Below are 22,423 nucleotides of genomic sequence, written 5' to 3' on the forward strand. Positions count from 1 at the left end.
CACAGGAGCACCGCCATGAGCGAGCACGACGATATCGACGGCAACGACGAAGAAGCCTTCACCGAGGCCACCCTCACCCAAGCCATCGAAAACCAGATCGAAAGCGGCGAGCCCCCAGCGGCCAAGGCCACCTTCAACAAGCTGACCCTGGTCGGCTACGAGCGCGAGGACATCCTCAACCTCATGGCCCATGTGCTGGCCGTGGAAATCGACGCCATGCTCGACGAGGACCGCCCCTTCGACACCGAGTGGTACGAAACCGCCCTGCGCGCCCTGCCGGAGCTGCCACCTGAGGCGGATCAAGGCGATATCGAATAAGCCTGACTACACTCCTGACTTCCATCCTTGTCTGGAAGTCAGGAGTCGCCCATGTCCTTCACCCCCGAACTGATCGCCGAACTGGAAGTCCTCGCCCTGTTCAACCTGGACAGCCACCAGGAAGGCATCAAGGTTCACAGCAATGCCTCCCCTGCCCTGATCGCCGCCGCGAAACGCCTGCACGACAAACAACTGACCGACCAGCCCGATGGCGGCTACCTCACCAGCCTGGGCCTGGATGCCGCGCAGAGTGTCCAACAGCTGCTGACCATTTTGAAAACCGCACAGCCTGCCTGATCGATCATCATGCTGGCGAACGGCATTGCTATGCGGTTCGCCAGCAAGCTGGCTCCTACAACGACGAGCGGCGCTGGAAAAATGGCGTCAAAAAGCCACTTTTCACTTATCCGAGTGTCCCGCTCAGGCTAAACTCGCCAGTGCTTCCCCAGCCTGCCTGAGTGCGCAATGAACCACCCCCATGAAATCCGCCCCGACATCGACCAAGGCATCGACCGCAAGGAGTTGTCCAGGCTGCGCGCACGGTTCCTGAAGATCAACCAGGGGCGGTTGGCACGGGCGCTGGAAGGGTTGTCCACGCGCCAGCAACAGGTGCTCACGCTGTTGCCGCTGTTTTTCCACGTCAACCACCCGTTGTTGCCGGGCTATGTCTCGGGTAACACCCCTGCCGGCGTTTCAGGCTTCGAGCCGGATACAGAGCTGCTGGCCGAAGCCCAGCGCCTGACCCGCTCGTTCACCTACAAGGCGCGTCACGGCAACCCGCCTCAGCCCATCCACGGCCTGTTCCTGATGGGCAGCCTCGGCACCCTGGCCCAGGCTGAGCAAAGCGATATGGACCTGTGGGTGTGCCACGCGCCCGGGCTGGACGAACAGGCGCTGGCGGAGCTGCGGCGCAAGTGCCAGTTGCTCGAGGACTGGGCCGCCACCCAGGGCGCCGAGGCGCACCTGTTCCTGATCGAGCCCCAGGGCTTTGTCCAGGGCGAGCGCGACAGCCGGCTCAGCTCGGACGATTGCGGCACCACCCAGCACTACCTGCTGCTCGACGAGTTCTACCGCACCGCGCTCTGGCTTGCCGGGCGCACGCCCCTGTGGTGGCTGGTGCCGGTGTACCAGGAGCACAACTACCGGGACTACACCCAGACCCTGCTGTCCAAGCGCTTCATCCGCGTGACCGATGCCCTGGACCTCGGCCATCTGGCGCACATCCCAGCCGGTGAGTACGTCGGTGCCGGGCTGTGGCAGCTGTACAAGGGCATCGACTCACCCTACAAGTCGCTGCTCAAGCTGCTGCTCACCGAAACCTACGCCAGCGAACACCCCCACGTGCGCTGCCTGAGCCTGGACTTCAAGCAGGCCGTGTTCGCCAACCGCCTGGACCTGGATGAGCTCGACCCCTATGTCATGGTCTACCGGCGTATCGAACAGTACCTGCTGCGCCGTGGCGAGACCGCGCGCCTTGAGCTGGTGCGCCGCAGCCTCTACTTGAAGGTGAACAAGAAGCTCGGCGGCCTGGGCCGTTCGCGCAACGTCGGCTGGCAGCGCCAGTTGCTGGCCCGCCTGGCCGAGGAATGGGGCTGGGACGAACGCCAGCTGGCACTGCTCGACAGCCGCAGCCAGTGGAAGGTGCGCCAGGTCGCGGTCGAGCGCCGCGAGCTGGTGGCCGAGCTGAACCACAGCTACCGCTTCCTCACCCAGTTCGCCCGCGAACAGAACGCCAACAGCCGCGCCGACCAGCGCGACCTCAATGTGCTGGGCCGTCGCCTTTACGCCGCCTTCGAGCGCCGTGCCGGCAAGATCGAGATGATCAACCCCGGTATTGCGCCAGACCTGGCCGAGGACACCCTCACGCTCGTGCAATCGCCCAACCGCAAGGAGCCGGGCACCCATCACTGGGGCCTGTACAACGGCAACCTGGGCGTGCACGAATGGGAGCATTTCAGCCCTATCAAGCGTTGCCGTGAACTGCTCGAACTGCTGACCTGGGCCCACCGCAATGGCGTAATCGATAGCAGCACACGCCTGGCCCTGCACCCAGGCGCCAGCGATCTAAGCGAGTTCGAACTGTTCAACCTGATCGGCAGCCTGCAACAGAGCATCCCGCTGCCTCTGGAAACCGTCAGCGAGGTGCGCCTGCTGCAACCCAGCGTGGCTGACGAGATCCTGCTACTGGTCAACGTCGGTGTCGACCCGCTGCGCCATCACCGCGACCTGAACATCCTGATGACCACCGAGCGCACCGACTCGCTGAGTTATGCCGGGGTGCGCGAGAACCTGGTACTGACCCTCGACCAGATCACCTTGAACAGCTGGAACGAAGTGCTGGTGCAGCGCTACGACGGCGAGCACGCGCTGGCGCGCTGCCTGCGCGACTTCCTCAACAGCCTCGGCCATCGCAGCCACCGCCCCCGGGTGCGGGTATGCTGCTACTGCCACAACCGGGCACAGGCCATCAGCCAGCGGGTCGAGGAAATCTTCGATACCGTGCAATTGCTGCTCGACCAGAACCTCAATCACCGCTACCTGCTGCAGGTCGCCCGGCACACCCATGTGCTGGAACTGCAGCCCGGGCAAGTGACGCTGGCCACCCTCGTCGAACATGACGCGCTGCTCGCCACCCTCGGCGAGGAACGCAACAGCTACAGCCCGCTGCATCTCGACGCCAATGCGTTGCAGGACTACGACCTGCCGCTGGTGCTCAGCCAGGGCCAGCCCCAGTGCATCCAGGTGTTCTACCGCCTGCTCGACGGCTGGGCCGACCTCTATGTGCTGGATGAGTACAACGCGCTCTGGCAGCAACGCCTGCCCCTGCAGGACGAACTGCATCTACTGCTGCCGCTGCAACGCTTCCTGCAATCGATGGTGATGCGCCGCGACGCACAGTTGCCGCTGGACAGCCTGCAGCAGGCCTCGCTGGATATCCTCTACTACCAGTTGCTGCCATCCGGGGTTGGCAAGGCACGTGGGCTGGAGCCACGCCCGGCCCCCGTCGATGGGCGCGACCGGCCGTACTACGAGGTCCAGGCGATTCTCCAGGCCAGCATGGGTGACGAGGTGCATGTCACGCTCTATTGCGACCAGCAGGAATACTCCGAGCTGGAACATGGCGACCAGCTGTACAGCGTGGTGGCCCGGCAAATCCTGCGTCAACGCCACAGCGCCAGTAGCTACCGCTGCTACATCACCGACCTGGACCTTTCCGAGCTACTGGGTGACGACCAAGGCTCGACCAGTCTGTACCTGCGCTACAAGAGCGAGCTGGAACAGGCGCTCAATGAGGGACTGGAGCGTTTGCAAGCACGACTGGCCCCCTGAGAAACATCTCGTTTGAGGGAAGGACTTCTCACTGCCGTACGGCTATTCGCGGGATACATCCTACGCACTCTCCAACAAATCAAATAAGAGTGCAGTCATGAACAAAGAACACTGGATGGGTGCTCACCCTGAACTGGGACGCCTGCGCATCGATCAGCTCATCCTGCCCGGCTCACACGATTCCGGCATGGATAAACTGGCATCGAGCATGAACCTGCCCAACGAAATCACCCAGGACGTTTCCTGCATCGAGCAGATTCGTGGTGGGATACGCGTATTGGACTTGCGCGTGAGGGCACATCCGCACCACCCAAGGAACAGCCCACTGCATTTTCAGCTGTTTCACCTGAGTTCGTCCGGGCGCACGATCCAGGCGGACATCGTCGATGCGCTGAGCGACTTCTACGCCAACCCGGGCAATGCAAGGGAAATCGTGATTCTCGACTTCCATGAGTTCAGCGACTTCGATTCCGACGAGCACCAGTTACTGCAGACAGTGCTCGCAGAACTGAGCCCTCGAATGATTCCATATTCACTGCATGGGCTCACGCTGGGCGAACTATGGAGCCAGCATCCAGGCAAGACCATAGTGATTGGTTACGATACTGGTCACACCCCACCCGAGTACTGGCCGAGCGTCCAACATCGCTGGATTGGCGAAAACACACCCAGTGCCAGCAAACTGAAGGAATACATGGATGAGGTGGCCACATACGGCGACGCTGGCCTGCCCCTGACATCAATCCAGTGCGCCAAGTATGTCTGGCCATTTTTTGTGCCCGATGACTTCCACGACAAGATTGACGCCTGGTTCGAGTCCCGGGACCTGAACAGCTACATCCAGCATTTCCGGATCATAAATACCGATTGGTCGCTGAGGGGCAGGATTGTGGACAACTGTATCCACGCCAACCGCCTCCGCGCATCGGTCATTGGCTGACCGACAAGAGGCGGCAGTTCGCCACCTCAACTCCGTTCAGAGATCGAAGTCGCCCGCAGCTTCCGGCTGATACTCAACCGCCAGCAGTTCGAGCTTGAGAGTCTTGCCGCCCGGCGCGGGCCAGTCGATCTGGTCGCCCACCGACAGGCCCAAGAGCGCGCAGCCAATCGGCGCAAGAATCGAGACATTGCCTTCCGGCCCGGCATCCTTCGGGTAGACCAGCGTCAGGTGGTAATCCTTGCCACTGGCGATCTCACGGCAATGCACGCGGGAATTCATGGTGACCACGCCCGCCGGCACTTCCTCATGACCGACCACCTGTTCGGCGCGGTCCAGCTCGTCCTGCAGGGCGAGCACACCCGGGGTGCTCTCATCGAGGCTGTCGAGCAGGCGCTCGAGACGCTGCACGTCCAAGCGGGTGAGGATGAGGGAGGGCTTGGTGCTCATGATCCAGTCAGACTCCTTTGAACAGGCGATTTTCCACAGACAGATAAAGCAAAACCCCGCCCAAGGGCGGGGTTTGCGAAATGCTTCTGGCGTCAATGACGCAGAACCTGACACTACCACAGCGGGGCAAATACACAAGCCCGCAGGAAACCTGTGGCTATCGTCCAGAACGTGCCTTGAGCACCTCGGCCTCGCGGCAGATCTGCCGGCGCCGCTCGTCGTCAGCCGCGCGCCACTCGCGGATATGCTCGACATGGCGGTGGCAACCAGTACAAACCTTGTACTCGTCCAGCCGACATATGCTGATACAAGGTGACGGTACTGCCGGGCTGACGTTGCTGTAGAGCGGCTTGGGCGGCCGGGGTTGATCACTCATTTCAGATCTCGTCGAAATCCAGCTTCTCGCCGGCCCGTTCCCAGACAATGCGCTCGAGCATTTCACCGAGCAGTTCCTCGGTCTTCTCGCACACCCACTTGCCGCTTTCTTCGTCGTAGTCGAAGTGGAAGCCACCGGAGCGGTCGGCCAGCCACAATTGGCGCAGTGGTTCCTGGCGGCTGAAGATCAGCTGGCTGCCGTTGTCGAACTTGACGGTCAGCACACCGGCGGAGTTTTCCATGTCCAGGTCCAGGTCGCTCTCGTCGAACAGGTCTTCCAGGGCCTGTTGGGTCGCGTCGACCAGATCGTGGAAACGCGCTTCGCTCAAACTCATTGCAGGAACCTCGAAAAATGGCTGCACACACGCAAGCCGGGCACGATAAGGCCGGTTGGTCGTGATTGCAAAGTTTAGCGCTGATCTGCGGCCCTTTCGCCGGCTTGCCGGCGAACAAGGCATGCCCGCCAAGCGGACCGGTGCTTGCATAGGCAATCGGGTGGTCGCTCGGTATACTCGGCCGCAATACTGCATATTTCCAAGGATTTCACCCATGAAGCGCCTGATTTCCTCCCTCGCGGCACTGGTCGCGGTTGCCTGCCTCGTTTCGGCCTGCGGCCAGAAAGGCCCCCTGTACCTGCCCGAAGACGGCAAGGACGGCAAAGGCCCGCGCAAGTCGCACCAGCAGCACCAGCACGCCCAACCGGCCCAGCAGCAGGCACCGGAGCAGCAAGAGCAGGCTGAGCCGTCTCCCGCGCCGTAAGGAAATCCCATGGATGCATTCAACTACCGCGACGGCGAGCTGTTCGCGGAAGGGGTGGCCCTGTCGGCAGTCGCCGAGCGCTTCGGCACGCCGACCTACGTGTACTCCCGCGCCCACATCGAGGCCCAGTACCGTAGCTATACCGACGCCCTGCAGGGGGTCGAGCACCTGGTCTGCTTCGCGGTCAAGGCCAACTCCAACCTGGGCGTGCTGAACCTGCTGGCGCGCCTGGGCGCGGGTTTCGACATCGTCTCCGGCGGTGAGCTGGAGCGCGTACTGGCCGCCGGTGGCCGCGCCGATCGCGTGGTGTTCTCCGGTGTCGGCAAGACCCGTGAAGACATGCGCCGTGCCCTGGAAGTCGGCGTACACTGCTTCAACGTCGAGTCCAGCGACGAGCTCGAACGCCTGCAGGTCGTTGCCGCCGAGATGGGCAAGACGGCCCCGGTCTCGCTGCGTGTGAACCCGGACGTCGACGCCGGCACCCACCCGTACATCTCCACCGGCCTCAAAGAAAACAAGTTCGGCATCGCCATCGCCGACGCCGAAGCCATCTACGTGCGCGCCGCGCAGCTGCCCAACCTGGACGTGGTCGGCGTCGACTGCCACATCGGTTCGCAACTGACCACCGTCGAGCCCTTCCTCGATGCCCTCGACCGCCTGCTGGTGCTGGTCGACCGCCTGGCCGAGTGCGGCATCCACCTGCGTCACCTCGACCTCGGTGGCGGTGTCGGCGTGCGTTATCGCGACGAGCAGCCTCCGGTGCTGGCCGACTACATCCAGGCCATCCGCGAGCGCGTTGGCGACCGTGAGCTGGCCCTGGTATTCGAGCCGGGCCGCTACATCGTCGCCAACGGCGGCGTGCTGCTGACTCGCGTGGAATACCTCAAGCACACCGAGCACAAGGACTTCGCCATCATCGACGCAGCGATGAACGACCTGATCCGCCCGGCCCTGTACCAGGCCTGGATGGACGTCAGCGCGGTCAAGCCCCGCGAAGGCGAAGGCCGTGCCTACGACCTGGTCGGCCCGATCTGCGAGACCGGCGACTTCCTGGGCAAGGACCGTGTACTGGACCTGGCCGAAGGCGACCTGCTGGCCGTCCGCTCCGCGGGCGCCTATGGTTTCGTCATGAGCTCGAACTACAACACCCGTGGCCGTTGCGCCGAAGTGCTGGTCGACGGCGACCAGGCCTTCGAAGTGCGTCGCCGCGAGACCGTCGCCGAATTGTTCGCCGGCGAAAGCCTGCTGCCGGAGTAAGCCCATGCTGCTGCGTTTCACCAAGATGCACGGGCTGGGCAACGACTTCATGGTCCTCGACCTGGTCAGCCAGCACGCCCATATCCAACCCAAGCACGCCAAGCAATGGGGCGACCGCAACACCGGCATCGGCTTCGACCAGTTGCTGATCGTCGAGGCCCCCAGCAACCCGGACGTGGACTTCCGCTATCGGATCTTCAACGCCGATGGTTCCGAGGTCGAACAGTGCGGCAACGGTGCGCGCTGCTTCGCCCGCTTCGTGCTGGACAAGCGCCTGACCGCGAAAAAGCGTATCCGCGTCGAAACCAAGGGCGGCATCATCGAGCTGGATGTGCGCAACGATGGCCAGGTCTGTGTCGACATGGGCCCGCCGCGCTTCGTGCCAGCCGATATCCCGTTCATCGCCGATGAGCAGGCGTTGAGCTACCCGCTCGAAGTCGATGGACAGGTGCACCAGATTGCCGCCGTGTCCATGGGCAACCCGCATTCGGTACTGCGCGTCGACGATGTGCGTACCGCGCCGGTCCACGAGCTGGGGCCGAAGATCGAGCACCACCCGCGCTTCCCGCAGCGGGTCAACGCCGGCTTCATCCAGGTCGTCGACCGCCACCGCGCCAACCTGCGGGTATGGGAGCGCGGCGCGGGCGAAACCCAAGCCTGCGGTACCGGCGCCTGTGCCGCGGCCGTTGCGGCCATCGCCCAGGGCTGGATGGACTCGCCGGTGACCATCGACCTGCCAGGCGGGCGCCTGAGCATCGAGTGGGCCGGCCCCGGCAAGCCTGTGCTGATGACCGGCCCGGCTGTACGCGTTTTCGAAGGACAGGTTCGTCTCTAAGCGAGTATCCGCCATGACCGATCAGCCTAACGTTGCACCCCAGGCCAACGCGCTCGACGAAGAGGCCGTGGTCGCCTACCTGCGCGCCCATCCCAGCTTCTTCGCCGAGCACGACGAGCTGCTGCTCGAGCAGCGTATCCCCCACCAGCGCGGCGACAGCGTGTCGCTGGTGGAGCGCCAGCTCAAGCTGCTGCGCGACCGCAATATCGAGATGCGCCATCGCCTGTCGCAATTGATGGACGTGGCCCGCGACAACGACCGGTTGTTCGACAAGACCCGCCGGCTGATCCTCGACCTCCTCGATGCCAGCAGCCTTGAAGAAGTGGTGATGGCCGTCGAGGACAGCCTGCGCCAGGAATTTCAGGTGCCCTTCGTCAGCCTGATCCTGTTCGGCGAAAACGCCGCGCCGGTCGGCCGCTGGGTACCTGGCGCCGAGGCGCAACAAGCCATCGGCGGCCTGATCGGCGGCGGCAAGACCATCAGCGGCAGCCTGCGCGAGCACGAGCTGGCCTTCCTGTTCGGCGACACGGCCCACAAGGAAGTCGGCTCCAGTGCCGTGGCCACCCTCGAACACCAGGGCCTGCATGGCGTGCTGGCGATCGGCAGCCGCGACCCGCAGCACTACAAGAGCAGCGTCGGCACCCTGTTCCTCAGCTACATCGCCGAAGTGCTCGGTCGCGTGCTGCCGCGCTTCACCCAGACGCTGCGCTCGGTGCGCTGATGGAACGCCAGCTGGAGGCTTATTGCGCACACCTGCGCAACGAGCGCCAGGTGTCCGGGCACACCCTGCTGGCCTACCGCCGCGACCTCGAGAAAGTCATCGAATTCTGCAACAACCAAGGCATTGCCGGCTGGGATGCGCTGCAGGTCCAGCAGTTGCGCCAACTGGTGGCGCGCCAGCACCACCATGGCCAGTCCTCGCGCAGCCTGGCACGCCTGCTCTCGGCGGTGCGCGGCCTGTACCGCTACCTCAACCGCGAAGGCCTGTGCCAGCACGATCCGGCCAACGGTCTGGCACCACCGAAGGGCGAGCGTCGCCTGCCCAAGACCCTGGATACCGACCGCGCCCTGCAGTTGCTCGATGGCGGCGTCGACGATGACTTCATCGCCCGGCGCGACCAGGCCATCCTCGAGCTGTTCTACTCCTCGGGCCTGCGCCTGTCGGAGCTGGCCGGCCTCGATCTGGAACACCTGGACCTGACCGGTGGGCTGGTCCAGGTACTCGGCAAGGGCGGTAAGAGCCGCGTGCTGCCGGTCGGGCGCAAGGCTTGCGAAGCGTTGCAGGAATGGTTCAGGCTGCGTGGCATCGCCGCCCCCCGGGACGGCGCGGTGTTCATCACCCGCCAGGGCAACCGCTTGAGCACACGGGCCATCCAGATGCGGGTCAAGACCTTCGGCGAGCGCGAGCTGGGCCAGCACCTGCACCCGCACATGCTCCGCCACTCCTTCGCCAGCCACCTACTTGAGTCGTCCCAGGACCTGCGCGCGGTGCAGGAGATGCTTGGCCACGCTGACATCAGCACCACGCAGATCTACACCCACCTGGACTTCCAGCACCTGGCCGCCGTGTACGACAGCGCCCACCCTCGGGCCAAACGCAGCAAAGGCAACGAATCATGAGCATCAAGCTGATCACCTTCGACCTGGACGACACCCTATGGGACACCGCGCCGGTGATCGCCAGCGCCGAGACTGTCCTGCGCGACTGGCTGGCAGCCAATGCGCCGACCCTCGGCGGGGTGCCGATCGAGCACCTGTTCGCCATCCGCGAGCGCCTGGTGCAGGCCGAGCCGGGCCTCAAGCACCGCATCAGCGCCCTGCGCCGTCGCGTGCTGTTCCACGCCCTGGAAGAGGTCGGCTACAGCGAGAAGCATGCCCAGGAGCTGGCCAACGAAGGCTTCGAGGTGTTCCTGCATGCGCGACACCAGATCGAGGTGTTCCCCGAGGTGCAGCCGGTGCTGGAGATCCTGCGCCATCACTACACCCTTGGCGTGGTCACCAACGGTAATGCCGACGTGCGTCGGTTGGGGCTGGCGGACTATTTCAAGTTTGCGCTGTGCGCCGAGGACCTGGGCATCGGCAAGCCTGATCCGGCGCCCTTCATCGAAGCCCTCAAGCGTGGTGGCGTGGTGGCCGAGGCCGCCGTGCACGTCGGCGACCATCCGGGTGACGATATCGCTGGCGCCCAACGTGCCGGACTGCGGGCGATCTGGTTCAATCCACAACTCAAGCCCTGGAGTGGTGAACGGCCCCCTGATGCGCAAATACAACGGCTTTCGCAGTTGCCCGAGGCCCTGGCGCGTTGGCGCTGAGCCTCAGGACAAGGCGAAGGCCACAGGCTTGCGCTGTCGACAACGAAAAAAGCCTGATATACAGGCTCCCTTGCGTACCCAACCACGGCGTTGCCAACCCGCCTGGCACCTAGACTGCGGCATTGAAACCTGCACTTACCATGAAGCACACCTCACTATGAAACTGTCCATTGTCGCCACGCTGTACCAGTCGGCCTCTCATCTGCAGGAGTTTCATGCCCGCTGCAGCAGCGTCGCGCAAGCCTACGCCGGTGACGACTATGAGATCGTCCTGGTCAATGATGGCTCGCCCGACGACAGCCTGGCCCGGGCCATTCGTCTGACAGAAACCGACAGTCATGTGGTGCTGGTCGACCTATCGAGAAACTTCGGCCATCACAAGGCGATCATGACGGGGTTGGCACATAGCAGGGGTGATCAGGTGTTCCTGATAGACAGCGATCTGGAGGAACCGCCGGAATACCTGTCGAAGTTTGCCGAACAGTTGCAGGGGGAAGACTGCGATGTGGTCTATGGCGTGCAGGAGCAACGCAAAGGCAGCTGGTTCGAACGCCTCAGCGGCGGCGTTTTCTGGACGCTGATCAATCGTCTGTCGGGGCTGTCGCTGCCGGCCAACGTGGTCACCGCCCGCCTGATGACCCGGCGCTATGTCGATGCGCTGCTGTGTCATGACGAACAGGAAGTGTTCATGGCCGGCCTGTTCCAGATTACCGGTTTCGCCCAGAAAGCCATCACCATCAAGAAGCTCAGCAGCGGCCAATCCACCTATACGTTGCGGCGCAAGCTGGCGCTGCTGGTGAACTCGGTGACCTCGTTCAGTGCCTTGCCACTGGTCGCCATTTTCTACATCGGCCTGCTCATTTTCTCGTTCTCATGTTGCTATGCCGCCTATCTGACCGTGCACTCGCTGTTCTTCTCCTACACCCTGCCGGGCTGGACATCGGTAATGGTCTCGATCTGGGTGCTGGGTGGCCTGATCCTCTCCTGCATGGGCGTCATCGGGATCTATCTGTCGAAAGTCTTCTCGGAAAGCAAACGCCGCCCCTACACCATCGTCAGGCATATCTATGGCCGCCCATGACCATACCCAGCCCGCTCGTACGAGCCTGGGCGCACGGTTCAAGCACCGGCTACCCCTGGCCCAACTCGTCAAGTACGGCATCATCGGCCTGCTCAGCAACGCCTGCGGCTATGCCCTCTATCTGCTGCTGACCGAACTGGGTGCTCCTCCGAAGCTGGTCATGACACTGCTCTACCTCACCGGCGCACTGATCGGCTTCTTCGGCAACCGCCGGCTGACGTTCTCCTACCAGGGCGGGCTCCTCGGTTCGGGCTTTCGCTACATCCTGGCCCATACGTTGGGCTATGGCATCAACCTGGCCCTGTTGACGGTATTCGTCGACCACTTCGGGTACGCCCACCAGTGGGTGCAGGCCATGGCTATCCTGGTCGTCGCCGGCTACCTGTTCCTCACCTTAAAATTCTTCGTGTTCAAGGCCAGCCAATGACTTCGCCCGATCGCTCCCCGTTTCCGTCGTCGACGTTCGCCCAGCTTGCCCAGGCGGAGTCGGGGCACTGGTGGTTCAGAACCCGCAACCAGATCGTGCTCTGGGCCTTGGCGAAGAAGGTCAAACCTTTCAATAGCCTTCTAGAGATTGGTTGTGGCACCGGGTATGTGCTCGAAGGTATCAGCCGTGCCTGGCCGCAGATCGAACTGCACGGCTCCGAGTACTACGAAGAAGGGCTTGAACACGCCCGCAAACGCATCCCCAATGCACAACTGAAGCAACTGGACGCGACACGGATGCAAGAGGTCGAGCGCTACGACATCGTCGGCGCCTTCGATGTCATCGAACATATCGAACAAGACGAGACCGTACTGCGAAACCTGACCCGCGCCCTGCGCCCCGGCGGCTCACTGGTGGTCACCGTGCCTCAGCATCGCTGGCTCTGGTCGCAAGTCGACGAGTACGCTTGTCACGTTCGCCGTTACAGCCGCGCCGAGCTGGTGGAAAAAGCCCAGCGGGCCGGCCTGCAGGTCAGCTACGTCAGCTCGTTCGTCAGCTTGCTGGTACCCTTGATGTGGCTGTCCAGAAAGCGCGCCAACAAGCAGCATGACCCCATGGGCGAATTCAACATTCCCCGCTGGCTGAACCAGTCCCTGGAAATGCTGATGCGGTTGGAGCTCGGGCTGATCAAGGCCGGCGTGCGCTTTCCCATCGGCGGCTCACTGCTGATGGTCGCAACCAAGCCCTGATCCGTCCTGTCACTAACGATTGCCGAAATCGACACAGCAGTAGCCCTGGTCGTTGCGCTGCTGGCCATCACGCAGCTCATTGGGCACCCATTCGCAACGGGTGATCAGGCCAGGGCTGTTACGCGCCTTGAGAAACGGCAACAGCTTGCCGTTGAGCAAGTCCGCACCATAGCCTAACTCGGAGACATACAGGACATGCACAGGTTTGCTGTCCTGCAGATAGGCGAAATACGTCATGTGATCGAGTACCACATGTTCAGCCCCCGCTCGCGGTATATGGCAGGTGTCGCCCAGTTTTAGGATCGAGTCCAGATGTGCCTGGGTATTCAGCAGCGGAATGGATAGCGACTGCCCTGGCAGGCTGGCGTTTGCATAACCGGCGTTGCGCAGCAGAGTCGGCGTGACCAGAGAGAACAGCGCAAACAACGAGGCCAGCGACAGTCCACTCATGAGCGTCACTGCCAAGTAGCCCGTTGCCCGCACCCCAGGCCACTGTGGCACGGTCGGCACACAATGGAACAACAAGGTGACGATCATCAGGGACAACGGAATGTACTGGATGCCTGCATAGAAGTTCTGCAGGTTGTACAACGCCGCATTGATCAGGTCAGCTGCGGCCAGCAATGCCGCCAGCAGCAAGGCCGCCGGCAGCCGCCTGCGGATCAGCGCGATTGCCGCCAGTAGCAGCGCCAGCAAGTGGCTGCCGACCACCAACACCAACAATGCGCAGGCGATAAGCGGGTTCAGCCAGCGCAACCACACCGGTTGCTCCGTCAGAGACGCAAGCCAGCCCGACTGGAAAGTGGGGTTGAAGGTCAGGTGCGCGAGCATGCGCCCTGGAAACAGACTGACGTTCTGCCAGGCGGCAACCAGGAATGCCACCGGATCCTCCAACAGCATGCCGGGCAGCAAGCTGTTGGTTGCCAGAAGCGCCTGTACGGCTGGTGCATCCTGGCACCCGCCCAGCAGACTGGCATCATGCAGGACCTGCCCGCTCAACACGAGTATGTAAAGCACCAGGCCAGTACGGATCAGCAGACTGCTCCCACGCGTGGCGAACCAAGTGGCAACGAGCGCAAAGGGCGCGAAGAACACGCTTTTGGGGTGCGCATAAAAGAATACCGATAGCACCACCACCAAGCCGACGGTCACGGCAAGCTGCCGCTTCCTGCTGTTTTGCACAGGCGTCAGCAACGCCACCATGCACATGATCAGTAACGGCAGCAGCATGAACTGCTCAGGCCGCGAAAACACCCAAAGGTAAGGCATCACACCCAGCGCCGCAAAAGCTGCCAGGAAGCTGAAGCGACCGATGCCGCCCTCAGCTGCCTGCCTGCGACACCAGTAGGCCAGCAGCACAAACCAGGCCAATGTCAGGACGATCCCGCTCAGCCGTATGCCCAATGGCCCCAGATGAGCGTATACCGAGGAAATCAGCAGCGCGGCCGGGTAAAAGACCCAGGCCACGCCATGACCCACGGTGCTGGTGCATTGTGGAAAGAACGAGACCATCTGGCCCCCTTCCAGGAAGAAGCGGGCCACGCTGAACTTGGTCACGACCTCATCGGAGTAGACCGGAAGAAACACGCCACTGAGCAACGCGCAAAGCAGCACCAAAGGTGTCAGTAGCAAACCCGCCCTACTTAAAGCGTTACTCATGACTCAGCATCCGGCTAGAAGACACACAGGGTGCGAACGCTACCATTTGCTGGATAGCGGGTGAAGCAGGTCATGTCCCTGGCAAGTCTCGAAAACACCCACAAAAAAGCCCGCAGCGACGGCGGGCTCTTTTGCATTCAGCCACTCAGATAGGGCGGCTGCCGTACTTGTTGTCCGGCTTCTTGGGCGGATCGGCGACCACGTTGGCCTCCACTTCCTGCACCTTGCCACCGCGCGACAGGAATTCTTCCATCGCCTTGGCCAGCGCATCGCGCTCTTTCTGCTTGGCTTCCATGCTCGGCATCTCGTCTACCGAGACAGCCGCCTTGGACTTGCCCTTGGCAGCAGGCGCGGGGCTGCTGTCGTCATCGCCAGCGTCTTCCGCGCCATCGTCAGCGGCCGCTTCGAGGCCTTCATCAGCCTCGTCTTCGTCGCCTACTTCGAGGTCGTCATTTTCCAGATCGTCGTCGCTCATGTTCTACCTCATGACTTGCGAAAAGCAGGTTAGTTATAGACCGGTGCAGCCGTAGACCGGCAGCCACCAGTGAAAATTCAACTGGCCGTGGGTTGGCCACTGCCCTGGGTGTCCGCCCCCTCATGGGGAGCCTGGCACCCTGCAGGCCCTGCTCCTGGCAAGGCCTGACGAAATACGTTGCACCCTTGCTGGCCACAGGCTATTGGCAAGCCTAGCAAAGGGTGGCGAAGTGTGTGGACTACTCGTCCTGCTTCCTTCGGCGCGCATTCTAGCGCGCTCGCAGAAAAAGCAAAGCACCAGAAACACCCGATGGCTTGTAAGAATTCTGCCCAGGTCGCGAACAGGTGGGGTAAACCGTTTGCATCGCGTAAAGCAGCAAACTACAGGCAAAAAAATGCCCGGCGAACCGGGCAAGTTTTCCAGCGTCACGGTTACAGGTTGTAGCCGCGCTCGTTGTGTTGAGCCAGGTCGAGGCCGACCGACTCTTCTTCTTCGCTGACCCGCAGGCCCATCACCAGGTCGAGCACCTTGAGGATCACGTAGGTGACGATGGCGGTGTAGACCACGGTGAAGATCACGCCCTTGGCCTGGATCCAGAACTGCGCGGCGATGTCGGTGACCGCGCCGAAGCCGCCCAGGGCGGGGGCTGCGAACACACCGGTGAGCAGCGCGCCGATGATGCCGCCGATGCCGTGCACGCCGAAGGCGTCGAGGGAGTCGTCATACCCGAGCTTGCGCTTGAGGCTGGTGGCACAGAAGTAGCAGACGATGCCGGACACCAGGCCGATCACCAAAGCACCCATCGGGCCGACGGTGCCGGCGGCCGGGGTGATGGCGACCAGGCCGGCAACCACGCCCGAGGCGATGCCCAGTGCGCTGGGTTTGCCGTGGAAGATCCACTCGGCGAACATCCAGCCCAGCGCGGCGGCGGCGGTGGCGATCTGGGTCACCAGCATGGCCATGCCGGCGGTGCCGTTGGCGGCGGCGGCGGAACCTGCGTTGAAGCCGAACCAGCCGATCCACAGCATGGCCGCGCCCATCAGGGTGTAGCCCAGGTTGTGCGGCGCCATCGGCGTGGTTGGGTAGCCCTTGCGCTTGCCCAGCACCAGGCAGCAGACCAGGCCGGCGATACCGGCGTTGATGTGCACTACGGTGCCGCCGGCGAAGTCGAGCACGCCCCAGTCCCACATTAGCGCGCCGTCACCGCTCCAGACCATGTGCGCGATCGGCGCGTAGACCAGGGTGAACCACACGCCCATGAAGATCAGCATCGCCGAGAACTTCATGCGTTCGGCGAAGGCACCGACGATCAGCGCTGGGGTGATGATGGCGAAGGTCATCTGGAAGGTGATGAACACCGCTTCCGGGAACAGCGCGGTGGCCGAAGTCAGGCCCGACGGCGTGACGCCGTTGAGGAAAGCCTTGGAGAAGCCACCGATGAAGGAATTGAAGTTGAGCACGCCCTTTTCCATACCGGCGGTATCGAAGGCGAGGCTGTAGCCGTAGATGACCCACAGGATGCTGATCAGCCCGGTGATGGCGAAGCACTGCATCATCACCGACAGCACGTTCTTCGAGCGCACCATGCCGCCGTAGAACAGGGCCAGGCCCGGGATGGTCATGAACAGGACCAGCGCCGTCGAGGTGAGCATCCAGGCGGTGTCGCCGGAGTTCAGCACCGGGGCGGCCGTTTCCTCGGCCAGGGCCAGCCCTGGCATTACGAGGGACAATAGGGCTCCTAGCCCTGCGATCTTGCGCAGAGTCATGTTGTTTTCTCCTGGGGCGTTTGGGTTTGGTGAGGCTTGGTTCTGGCGCTTAGATCGCGTCGGTATCGGTTTCGCCGGTACGGATACGGATTGCCTGCTCCAGGTTGACCACGAAGATCTTGCCGTCGCCGATCTTGCCGGTGTTGGCCGCCTTGGTGATGGCCTCGATCACCCGATCAAGGTCCTTGTCGTCGATGGCCACATCGATCTTCACCTTGGGCAGGAAATCGACCACGTATTCGGCGCCGCGGTACAGCTCGGTGTGACCCTTCTGACGACCGAAACCTTTGACTTCGGTGACGGTGATGCCCTGCACGCCGATTTCCGACAGCGACTCGCGCACGTCGTCCAGCTTGAACGGCTTGATGATGGCAGTGACTAGCTTCATGAAACTCTCTCCCGATTTGGTGGACTTGCCCCAGGAAAACAAACCCGACTCAAGTCTAAGCGCAGCGCCTGGCTTTGTAACGCGTCGTCGGCTCCATCCTCCCCGCCGACGCACGATCCGGCTTTGACGAAGAACCCTCCGGCTCCGCCTGCGCACTGCCTGGTCACAAGGGACTGCATCAGTGCATGGCTCGATCAGGTCTTTGCAGAAACCTTGCCAGTTGGCGCAAGTGACGAAAAAACAGCTAGTTGCGTGAACAGGCCGGGATTGGCCAATCGCCAGCAGCGAAAAAGCGCACAAAATCGGTGCGCGACCTTTGGCCGCCCTGCGCGAAAAGCGTGCAGCGCAAGTAGGCGAAGGCCGCGTGCTACACTGCTGCCCTTTCAGTGATCAGCGGATAGCCAACATGCTCGCGCCCAAAGCCTTTCTCGATGCCCTGAGCGACCAGGCCTCGCGCCTGTTCAGCGGCGACACCGCTGCGCCTCGCGCCGAACTGGAAAGCCAGTTCAAGGTGCTGATGCAGGGCGCCTTCAGCAAGCTCGACCTGGTCAGCCGCGAAGAGTTCGACAGTCAAATGGTGGTGCTGGCCCGCACCCGCGCCCGGCTGGAAGCCCTGGAGAAACAAGTCGCCGAGCTGGAAGCACGGATGGCCCCGCCCGCCGCGGAATAACAATCGATACACGGAGCGTTTCCCATGAAAGTCAGTGCCCGCAATGTCTTCGAAGGTACCGTCAGCAGTGTTCAACCCGGCGCAGTGAATGCCGAGGTGGAAGTGACCCTGGCCGGCGGTGAGAAACTGGTCGCGGTAGTCACCATGGCCAGCCTGCACAACCTCAGCATCAATGTCGGCAAGCAGGCCGTGGCCCTGGTGAAGGCACCGTGGGTGGTGCTGATGACCGATGCCGCCGGCTACAAGCTGTCTGCGCGCAACAGCCTGGAAGGCGAAGTGGTGCGAGTCGGCGACGGTGCGGTGAACGCTGAAGTGGTCCTGAAGCTGTCCGGTGGCACCGAGGTCTACGCCATCGTCACCCGTGAAGCGGTGCAGGAGCTCGGCCTCAAGCCAGGCGTAAAAGCCACCGCGCTGATCAAGGCCTCGCACATCATCCTCGGCGCCAAGGCCTGACCCTGGCAACCCGGCTCCTGTAGGAGCCGGCTTTGCCGGCGATGCCGTTCTCATGACCCACAGATCTTGCGCGGCCTCTGTAGGAGCGGCTTTAGCCGCGATCACCCGCAAAGCGGGTGCCACACACCGCGTTGCCTGCATCGCGGCTAAAGCCGCTCCTACAGCGCTGATTCAGCAAAACCAAATATTCCCTGAACCAACCAGATGAAACTTATTTAAGTTTCACCTCCCCGGTTGACTTGCCCGCTATGCTTTGCATAAAGTTCACCCGCCCCGAAAAAGCGGGCCTTTATTTCAACTCACGAAGACGTCAATGGACACAGTATCTAGTCGCTGCCTGGCCGCTTATGCCTGCCAGGCACTTGAACCGGAACTCCGGGCCCGCCCCCTTGGTCGGGCAAGCCGCGCCAGAGCCTGATTGCTCCGCCGTTGCTTGCCGCCCCGGGTGCCCGCCCGGTCGGAGGCAAGCTCATGAACTTCATCACCTTTATCCGCGATCGCCTGCACGCCCCAGCGCGCAAGGCCTTGCCATGCCTATCCCCACCCCGCGCGAGCGCTTCAAGGCTGCGCGCCACCTGGCTGCCCCAGCTGGGCAGCCCTGCCCTGCGCCTGCACTGGCATACCGAAGACACCCAGGAACCGCCCAGTCGATGGCGCGCCCGCCTGTGCTTCTGCTGACCGGCGCGATGCATGCCCGACCCTGAACTGACGACACATTAAACGTCAGACTTTCACGAACTTTAAATATTTAAAGTTCGCAGGCTTCTTATTGCCTGACATTTATTCGAGGTTTCAAAAAGCCCATGGAATCAGCCAGTAGAAAGTTCGCTGCCGATCTTATTTCCGGCATTCGCCAGCGAACACGTAAACGTCGGAAAAACCATGCTTTTCATCGATCGAATGATCGCGGCCCGAGACACGTTCACTCACCCGCCCACCCGTGAGTCGACTGTGTGTCGTGCCGCCTCCTGCGGCAGGAGCACAGCCAAATGACCGTAAAAGACCGCAACACCACGAGCAAAACCGGTGCAGACGCCCGCCTCTCCATGCGCGCCGCCCGTGAGGCGCGCAACGGCCTGGCCGTCACCCTCGCCAACCTCGACGCCAGCGAACTGGGCCTGACCGAGCACGAAGCCAGCAAGCGCCTGCAGCGCGACGGGGCCAACGAAGTCGCCCACGACAAACCGGAACCGGCCCTGGTGCAACTGCTCAAGGCCCTGCACAACCCCTTCATCTATGTACTGCTGACCCTGGCCGGGATCAGCTTCGTCACCGACTACTGGCTGCCCCTGCGCGCAGGCGAGGTAGAAGAGGCCGACCTGACCAAGGTCATCATCATCATGACCATGGTCAGTGCCAGCAGCCTGCTGCGTTTCTGGCAGGAGTACCGCTCGAACAGGGCCGCCGAAGCGCTCAAGGCCATGGTCCGCACCACCGCCACCGTGCTGCGCCGTGAACGCCACGACCAGGCCCCGCGCCTGCGCGAGGTGCCGATGAACGAACTGGTGGCCGGCGACATCGTGCAACTCAGCGCCGGCGACATGATCCCCGCCGACATCCGCCTGATCGAATCCCGCGACCTGTTCATCAGCCAGGCCGTGCTCACCGGCGAAGCCTTGCCGGTGGAGAAGTACGACACCCTGGGCCATGTCGCGCAAAAATCCGCCGACGACGGCGCCAGCGTGCAAGGCAACCTGCTCGACCTGCCCAACATTGGCTTCATGGGCACCAACGTGGTCAGCGGCCGGGCCCGCGCCGTGGTGGTGGCCACCGGCAAGCGCACCTATTTCGGCTCCCTGGCCAAGGCCATCGCCGGCTCGCGCAGCCAGACTGCCTTCGACCGCGGGGTGAACAGCGTCAGCCGCCTGCTGATCCGCTTCATGCTGGTGATGGTGCCGGTGGTGTTCATGCTCAACGGTGTGGTCAAGGGCGACTGGAGCGACGCCTTCCTGTTCGCCCTCGCCGTGGCCGTGGGCCTCACCCCGGAAATGCTGCCGATGATCGTCAGCGCCAACCTGGCCAAGGGCGCCGTGGCCATGGCCCGGCGCAAAGTGGTGGTCAAGCGCCTGAACGCCATCCAGAACTTCGGTTCGATGGATGTGCTGTGCACCGACAAGACCGGCACCCTCACGCAGGACCGAATCATCCTCGAACACCACGTCGACCCCAGTGGCCGCGCCAACCCGCGCCTGCTCGAACTGGCCTGGCTCAACAGCCATCACCAGAGCGGTGTGAAGAACCTGATGGACCAGGCCGTGCTGCGCTTCGCCGGAGAGAACGGCAGCTTCCAGCCACCCTACGCCTATGCCAAGGTCGACGAGCTGCCCTTCGATTTCATCCGCCGTCGCCTGTCGGTGATCGTCAAGGACGCCTTGGGCGATCACCTTCTGGTGAGCAAGGGCGCGGTCGAAGAGGTGCTGGCCATCGCCACCCACGTGGAACAGGACGGCCAGCGGGTCGCGCTGGACGACGCCCATCGCCAGCAGTTGCTCGCCACTGCCGCCACCTTCAACCAGGAAGGTTTCCGCGTGCTGCTGGTCGGTACCCGCGAGATTCCCGCCATCGAAGGCAAGGCCCAGTACCACACCGACGACGAGCGCGAACTGGTGATTCGCGGCTTCCTGACCTTCCTCGACCCACCCAAGGAAACTGCCGGCCCGGCCATTGCCGCCCTGCGCGAAATGGGTGTGAAGGTGAAGGTGCTGACCGGCGACAACCCGGTGGTCACCTGCAAGGTCTGCCGCGAAGTGGGCCTTGAGCCTGGCCAGCCGCTGCTCGGCCAGGACATCGAACGCCTCGACGACACCCAGCTCAAGGTGCTGGTAGAAGAGCGCACGGTGTTCGCCAAGCTCACCCCACTGCAGAAGTCGCGGGTGCTCAAGGCGCTACAAGCCAACGGCCACACCGTCGGTTTCCTCGGCGACGGCATCAACGACGCCCCGGCCCTGCGGGATGCCGACGTCGGCATTTCGGTGGACAGCGGCACTGACATCGCCAAGGAATCGGCCGACATCATCCTCCTGGAAAAGAGCTTGATGGTGCTGGAAGAGGGTGTGCTCAAAGGCCGGGAAACCTTTGGCAATATCATGAAGTACCTGTGCATGACCGCCAGCTCCAACTTCGGCAACGTGTTCTCGGTGCTGGTGGCCAGCGCCTTCATCCCGTTCATGCCAATGCTGGCGATCCACCTGCTGCTGCAGAACCTGATGTACGACTTCTCCCAGCTGTCACTGCCGTGGGACCGCATGGACAAGCAGTTCCTGCGCGAGCCACGCAAGTGGGATGCCCGCAACATCGGCCGCTTCATGCTGTGGATCGGGCCGACTTCGTCGATCTTCGACATCACCACCTTTGCCCTGATGTGGTACGTGTTCGCCGCCAACAGCGTGGAAATGCAGGCGCTGTTCCAGTCCGGCTGGTTCGTCGAGGGGCTGCTGTCGCAGACGCTGGTGGTGCACATGCTGCGCACCCGCAAGGTGCCGTTCTTCCAGAGCACCGCGGCGCTGCCGGTGATCCTGGCGACGGGGCTGGTGATGTGCCTGGGCATCTACATCCCGTTCTCGCCGCTGGGGGCGATGGTCGGGCTGGTGCCGCTGCCGTGGGAATACTTCCCGTGGCTGGCCGCGACCCTGCTGGGCTACTGCCTGGTCGCGCAGACCATGAAGACCCTATACATCCGCCGCTTCGGCCAGTGGTTCTGAGGGGTGGCCATGCGAGTACTGATCTGCGCGGGGCGCAACTACGCCGACAGCCACCGCTGCCGCCAGGCGCTGGACGACCTCCAGCGCCAGCAACCGATCCGCGTGCTGATCCATGGCGGCAGCCAGCATCTGGGGGGCGATATCGAAGCCTGGGCCCGCGAGCATGGCGCCGATATCGTCCGCTACCCGCCCAACTGGCAGCTGCATGGCAAATTGGCCGAACGTCTGCGCAATGTCTTCATGTTGCGTGACAGCCGGCCGGACACGGTGCTGGCGCTGCCCGGCGGGGACGATACCGAGGAGCTGTTGGCCCGGGCACGGGGACAAGGTCTTGTGGTCATCTGCGGGGCTCGACAAACCAGGAGCCAATGACACCTGCGCAGCACATGAAACAAACACTGCCGCCCCTTGCGAATCAGGGAGGCGGCAGTGGCCCATCAGGGAACCCCCTAGCCCTGGCCTTTGCGCTTTACTCCCGATA

At 62.9% G+C, this 22,423-nt stretch carries 25 protein-coding genes; 18 read left to right on the top strand and 7 right to left on the bottom strand.

The features are described from left to right. Positions 1–15 precede the first annotated feature (15 nt). The 4 genes from PSEEN_RS24765 to PSEEN_RS24780 all read left to right on the top strand — a co-directional run bounded on the left by PSEEN_RS24765 (position 16) and on the right by PSEEN_RS24780 (position 4,588). The gene (locus PSEEN_RS24765) at positions 16–318 is read left to right on the top strand and encodes a hypothetical protein (protein ID WP_011536332.1); all 303 of its coding nucleotides are present in this window, start codon (positions 16–18) and stop codon (positions 316–318) included. Positions 319–369: 51 nt separating this feature from the next. Next, positions 370–615: a TIGR02647 family protein gene (locus PSEEN_RS24770; protein WP_011536333.1), complete on the top strand. Its 246-nt coding sequence runs from the start codon at positions 370–372 to the stop codon at positions 613–615. Positions 616–783: 168 nt separating this feature from the next. Beyond that, positions 784–3,648: a class I adenylate cyclase gene (locus tag PSEEN_RS24775; protein ID WP_011536334.1), complete on the top strand. Its 2,865-nt coding sequence runs from the start codon at positions 784–786 to the stop codon at positions 3,646–3,648. Between the two features lie 97 nt (positions 3,649–3,745). Beyond that, a complete protein-coding gene (locus PSEEN_RS24780; protein ID WP_011536335.1) occupies positions 3,746–4,588 on the top strand; it encodes a PI-PLC domain-containing protein in 843 nt (280 codons plus the stop codon). A gap of 36 nt (positions 4,589–4,624) precedes the next feature. On the opposite strand, the gene rnk is transcribed toward PSEEN_RS24780, so the two are convergent. The 3 genes from rnk to cyaY all read right to left on the bottom strand — a co-directional run bounded on the left by rnk (position 4,625) and on the right by cyaY (position 5,745). Beyond that, positions 4,625–5,035 carry a nucleoside diphosphate kinase regulator gene (gene rnk, locus PSEEN_RS24785; protein WP_011536336.1) on the bottom strand — a complete coding sequence of 137 codons (411 nt, stop codon included), beginning with the start codon at positions 5,033–5,035 and terminating at the stop codon, positions 4,625–4,627. 157 nt (positions 5,036–5,192) lie between these two features. Next, complete coding sequence (locus PSEEN_RS26430) at positions 5,193–5,411, bottom strand: DUF1289 domain-containing protein (protein WP_011536337.1); 219 nt, start codon at positions 5,409–5,411, stop codon at positions 5,193–5,195. A gap of 1 nt (position 5,412) precedes the next feature. Beyond that, the gene (gene cyaY, locus PSEEN_RS24795; protein ID WP_011536338.1) at positions 5,413–5,745 is read right to left on the bottom strand and encodes an iron donor protein CyaY; all 333 of its coding nucleotides are present in this window, start codon (positions 5,743–5,745) and stop codon (positions 5,413–5,415) included. A gap of 214 nt (positions 5,746–5,959) precedes the next feature. Here cyaY and lptM point away from each other — a divergent pair, with 214 nt between their 5' ends. From lptM to PSEEN_RS24840, 9 genes are all read left to right on the top strand, one after another. Then, complete coding sequence (lptM, locus tag PSEEN_RS25880; protein WP_011536339.1) at positions 5,960–6,169, top strand: LPS translocon maturation chaperone LptM; 210 nt, start codon at positions 5,960–5,962, stop codon at positions 6,167–6,169. Positions 6,170–6,178: 9 nt separating this feature from the next. After that, entirely contained in the window at positions 6,179–7,426 is a 1,248-nt protein-coding gene (gene lysA / locus PSEEN_RS24805; RefSeq protein WP_011536340.1) for a diaminopimelate decarboxylase, read from the top strand. A gap of 4 nt (positions 7,427–7,430) precedes the next feature. After that, positions 7,431–8,261 carry a diaminopimelate epimerase gene (dapF, locus tag PSEEN_RS24810; RefSeq protein ID WP_011536341.1) on the top strand — a complete coding sequence of 277 codons (831 nt, stop codon included), beginning with the start codon at positions 7,431–7,433 and terminating at the stop codon, positions 8,259–8,261. 13 nt (positions 8,262–8,274) lie between these two features. Then, entirely contained in the window at positions 8,275–8,982 is a 708-nt protein-coding gene (locus tag PSEEN_RS24815) for a DUF484 family protein (RefSeq protein ID WP_011536342.1), read from the top strand. Then, positions 8,982–9,881, top strand: coding sequence for a tyrosine recombinase XerC (xerC, locus tag PSEEN_RS24820; RefSeq protein WP_011536343.1), 900 nt, complete (start codon positions 8,982–8,984; stop codon positions 9,879–9,881). Before PSEEN_RS24815 ends, xerC begins: the two co-directional genes overlap by 1 nt. Further along, positions 9,878–10,573, top strand: coding sequence for an HAD family hydrolase (locus PSEEN_RS24825; RefSeq protein ID WP_011536344.1), 696 nt, complete (start codon positions 9,878–9,880; stop codon positions 10,571–10,573). Before xerC ends, PSEEN_RS24825 begins: the two co-directional genes overlap by 4 nt. A gap of 157 nt (positions 10,574–10,730) precedes the next feature. Next, on the top strand, positions 10,731–11,654 hold the full coding sequence (locus PSEEN_RS24830; RefSeq protein WP_044488566.1) for a glycosyltransferase family 2 protein: 924 nt from the start codon (positions 10,731–10,733) through the stop codon (positions 11,652–11,654). Further along, positions 11,641–12,081 (top strand): GtrA family protein, encoded by a 441-nt coding sequence (locus PSEEN_RS24835; RefSeq protein WP_011536346.1) that lies wholly within the window; start codon positions 11,641–11,643, stop codon positions 12,079–12,081. The genes PSEEN_RS24830 and PSEEN_RS24835 overlap by 14 nt, the downstream gene beginning before the upstream one ends. Beyond that, positions 12,078–12,830: a class I SAM-dependent methyltransferase gene (locus PSEEN_RS24840; RefSeq protein WP_044488568.1), complete on the top strand. Its 753-nt coding sequence runs from the start codon at positions 12,078–12,080 to the stop codon at positions 12,828–12,830. The genes PSEEN_RS24835 and PSEEN_RS24840 overlap by 4 nt, the downstream gene beginning before the upstream one ends. Before the next feature lie 12 nt (positions 12,831–12,842). On the opposite strand, the gene PSEEN_RS24845 is transcribed toward PSEEN_RS24840, so the two are convergent. The 4 genes from PSEEN_RS24845 to glnK all read right to left on the bottom strand — a co-directional run bounded on the left by PSEEN_RS24845 (position 12,843) and on the right by glnK (position 17,118). Beyond that, the gene (locus tag PSEEN_RS24845) at positions 12,843–14,489 is read right to left on the bottom strand and encodes a hypothetical protein (RefSeq protein ID WP_158020277.1); all 1,647 of its coding nucleotides are present in this window, start codon (positions 14,487–14,489) and stop codon (positions 12,843–12,845) included. 145 nt (positions 14,490–14,634) lie between these two features. Beyond that, entirely contained in the window at positions 14,635–14,964 is a 330-nt protein-coding gene (gene sutA / locus PSEEN_RS24850; RefSeq protein WP_011536349.1) for a transcriptional regulator SutA, read from the bottom strand. Positions 14,965–15,395: 431 nt separating this feature from the next. After that, positions 15,396–16,730, bottom strand: coding sequence for an ammonium transporter (locus PSEEN_RS24855; RefSeq protein ID WP_011536350.1), 1,335 nt, complete (start codon positions 16,728–16,730; stop codon positions 15,396–15,398). Between the two features lie 49 nt (positions 16,731–16,779). Continuing rightward, on the bottom strand, positions 16,780–17,118 hold the full coding sequence (gene glnK, locus PSEEN_RS24860) for a P-II family nitrogen regulator (RefSeq protein ID WP_002555808.1): 339 nt from the start codon (positions 17,116–17,118) through the stop codon (positions 16,780–16,782). 406 nt (positions 17,119–17,524) lie between these two features. Here glnK and PSEEN_RS24865 point away from each other — a divergent pair, with 406 nt between their 5' ends. The 5 genes from PSEEN_RS24865 (at position 17,525) to PSEEN_RS24885 (ending at position 22,314) form a co-directional block, all read left to right on the top strand. Beyond that, positions 17,525–17,788 carry an accessory factor UbiK family protein gene (locus PSEEN_RS24865; RefSeq protein WP_011536351.1) on the top strand — a complete coding sequence of 88 codons (264 nt, stop codon included), beginning with the start codon at positions 17,525–17,527 and terminating at the stop codon, positions 17,786–17,788. A 24-nt stretch (positions 17,789–17,812) separates the two neighbouring features. Beyond that, positions 17,813–18,241, top strand: coding sequence for a TOBE domain-containing protein (locus PSEEN_RS24870; RefSeq protein ID WP_011536352.1), 429 nt, complete (start codon positions 17,813–17,815; stop codon positions 18,239–18,241). Between the two features lie 471 nt (positions 18,242–18,712). Beyond that, on the top strand, positions 18,713–18,919 hold the full coding sequence (locus tag PSEEN_RS24875) for a hypothetical protein (protein ID WP_044488571.1): 207 nt from the start codon (positions 18,713–18,715) through the stop codon (positions 18,917–18,919). Positions 18,920–19,230: 311 nt separating this feature from the next. Further along, positions 19,231–21,942: a magnesium-translocating P-type ATPase gene (gene mgtA / locus PSEEN_RS24880; RefSeq protein ID WP_044488572.1), complete on the top strand. Its 2,712-nt coding sequence runs from the start codon at positions 19,231–19,233 to the stop codon at positions 21,940–21,942. Between the two features lie 9 nt (positions 21,943–21,951). Then, positions 21,952–22,314 carry a DUF2493 domain-containing protein gene (locus tag PSEEN_RS24885; RefSeq protein ID WP_011536355.1) on the top strand — a complete coding sequence of 121 codons (363 nt, stop codon included), beginning with the start codon at positions 21,952–21,954 and terminating at the stop codon, positions 22,312–22,314. The last annotated feature ends 109 nt before the right edge of the window (positions 22,315–22,423 follow it).

It is taken from the genome of Pseudomonas entomophila L48 (genome assembly GCF_000026105.1).
GTDB lineage: Bacteria > Pseudomonadota > Gammaproteobacteria > Pseudomonadales > Pseudomonadaceae > Aquipseudomonas > Aquipseudomonas entomophila.

Coding starts and splice junctions, on each gene's coding strand:
- PSEEN_RS24765 (WP_011536332.1), top strand. CDS start 16: ATGAGCGAGCACGACGATATCGACGGCAACGACGAAGAAGCCTTCACC.
- PSEEN_RS24770 (WP_011536333.1), top strand. CDS start 370: ATGTCCTTCACCCCCGAACTGATCGCCGAACTGGAAGTCCTCGCCCTG.
- PSEEN_RS24775 (WP_011536334.1), top strand. CDS start 784: ATGAACCACCCCCATGAAATCCGCCCCGACATCGACCAAGGCATCGAC.
- PSEEN_RS24780 (WP_011536335.1), top strand. CDS start 3,746: ATGAACAAAGAACACTGGATGGGTGCTCACCCTGAACTGGGACGCCTG.
- rnk (WP_011536336.1), bottom strand. CDS start 5,035: ATGAGCACCAAGCCCTCCCTCATCCTCACCCGCTTGGACGTGCAGCGT.
- PSEEN_RS26430 (WP_011536337.1), bottom strand. CDS start 5,411: ATGAGTGATCAACCCCGGCCGCCCAAGCCGCTCTACAGCAACGTCAGC.
- cyaY (WP_011536338.1), bottom strand. CDS start 5,745: ATGAGTTTGAGCGAAGCGCGTTTCCACGATCTGGTCGACGCGACCCAA.
- lptM (WP_011536339.1), top strand. CDS start 5,960: ATGAAGCGCCTGATTTCCTCCCTCGCGGCACTGGTCGCGGTTGCCTGC.
- lysA (WP_011536340.1), top strand. CDS start 6,179: ATGGATGCATTCAACTACCGCGACGGCGAGCTGTTCGCGGAAGGGGTG.
- dapF (WP_011536341.1), top strand. CDS start 7,431: ATGCTGCTGCGTTTCACCAAGATGCACGGGCTGGGCAACGACTTCATG.
- PSEEN_RS24815 (WP_011536342.1), top strand. CDS start 8,275: ATGACCGATCAGCCTAACGTTGCACCCCAGGCCAACGCGCTCGACGAA.
- xerC (WP_011536343.1), top strand. CDS start 8,982: ATGGAACGCCAGCTGGAGGCTTATTGCGCACACCTGCGCAACGAGCGC.
- PSEEN_RS24825 (WP_011536344.1), top strand. CDS start 9,878: ATGAGCATCAAGCTGATCACCTTCGACCTGGACGACACCCTATGGGAC.
- PSEEN_RS24830 (WP_044488566.1), top strand. CDS start 10,731: ATGAAACTGTCCATTGTCGCCACGCTGTACCAGTCGGCCTCTCATCTG.
- PSEEN_RS24835 (WP_011536346.1), top strand. CDS start 11,641: ATGGCCGCCCATGACCATACCCAGCCCGCTCGTACGAGCCTGGGCGCA.
- PSEEN_RS24840 (WP_044488568.1), top strand. CDS start 12,078: ATGACTTCGCCCGATCGCTCCCCGTTTCCGTCGTCGACGTTCGCCCAG.
- PSEEN_RS24845 (WP_158020277.1), bottom strand. CDS start 14,489: ATGAGTAACGCTTTAAGTAGGGCGGGTTTGCTACTGACACCTTTGGTG.
- sutA (WP_011536349.1), bottom strand. CDS start 14,964: ATGAGCGACGACGATCTGGAAAATGACGACCTCGAAGTAGGCGACGAA.
- PSEEN_RS24855 (WP_011536350.1), bottom strand. CDS start 16,730: ATGACTCTGCGCAAGATCGCAGGGCTAGGAGCCCTATTGTCCCTCGTA.
- glnK (WP_002555808.1), bottom strand. CDS start 17,118: ATGAAGCTAGTCACTGCCATCATCAAGCCGTTCAAGCTGGACGACGTG.
- PSEEN_RS24865 (WP_011536351.1), top strand. CDS start 17,525: ATGCTCGCGCCCAAAGCCTTTCTCGATGCCCTGAGCGACCAGGCCTCG.
- PSEEN_RS24870 (WP_011536352.1), top strand. CDS start 17,813: ATGAAAGTCAGTGCCCGCAATGTCTTCGAAGGTACCGTCAGCAGTGTT.
- PSEEN_RS24875 (WP_044488571.1), top strand. CDS start 18,713: ATGAACTTCATCACCTTTATCCGCGATCGCCTGCACGCCCCAGCGCGC.
- mgtA (WP_044488572.1), top strand. CDS start 19,231: ATGACCGTAAAAGACCGCAACACCACGAGCAAAACCGGTGCAGACGCC.
- PSEEN_RS24885 (WP_011536355.1), top strand. CDS start 21,952: ATGCGAGTACTGATCTGCGCGGGGCGCAACTACGCCGACAGCCACCGC.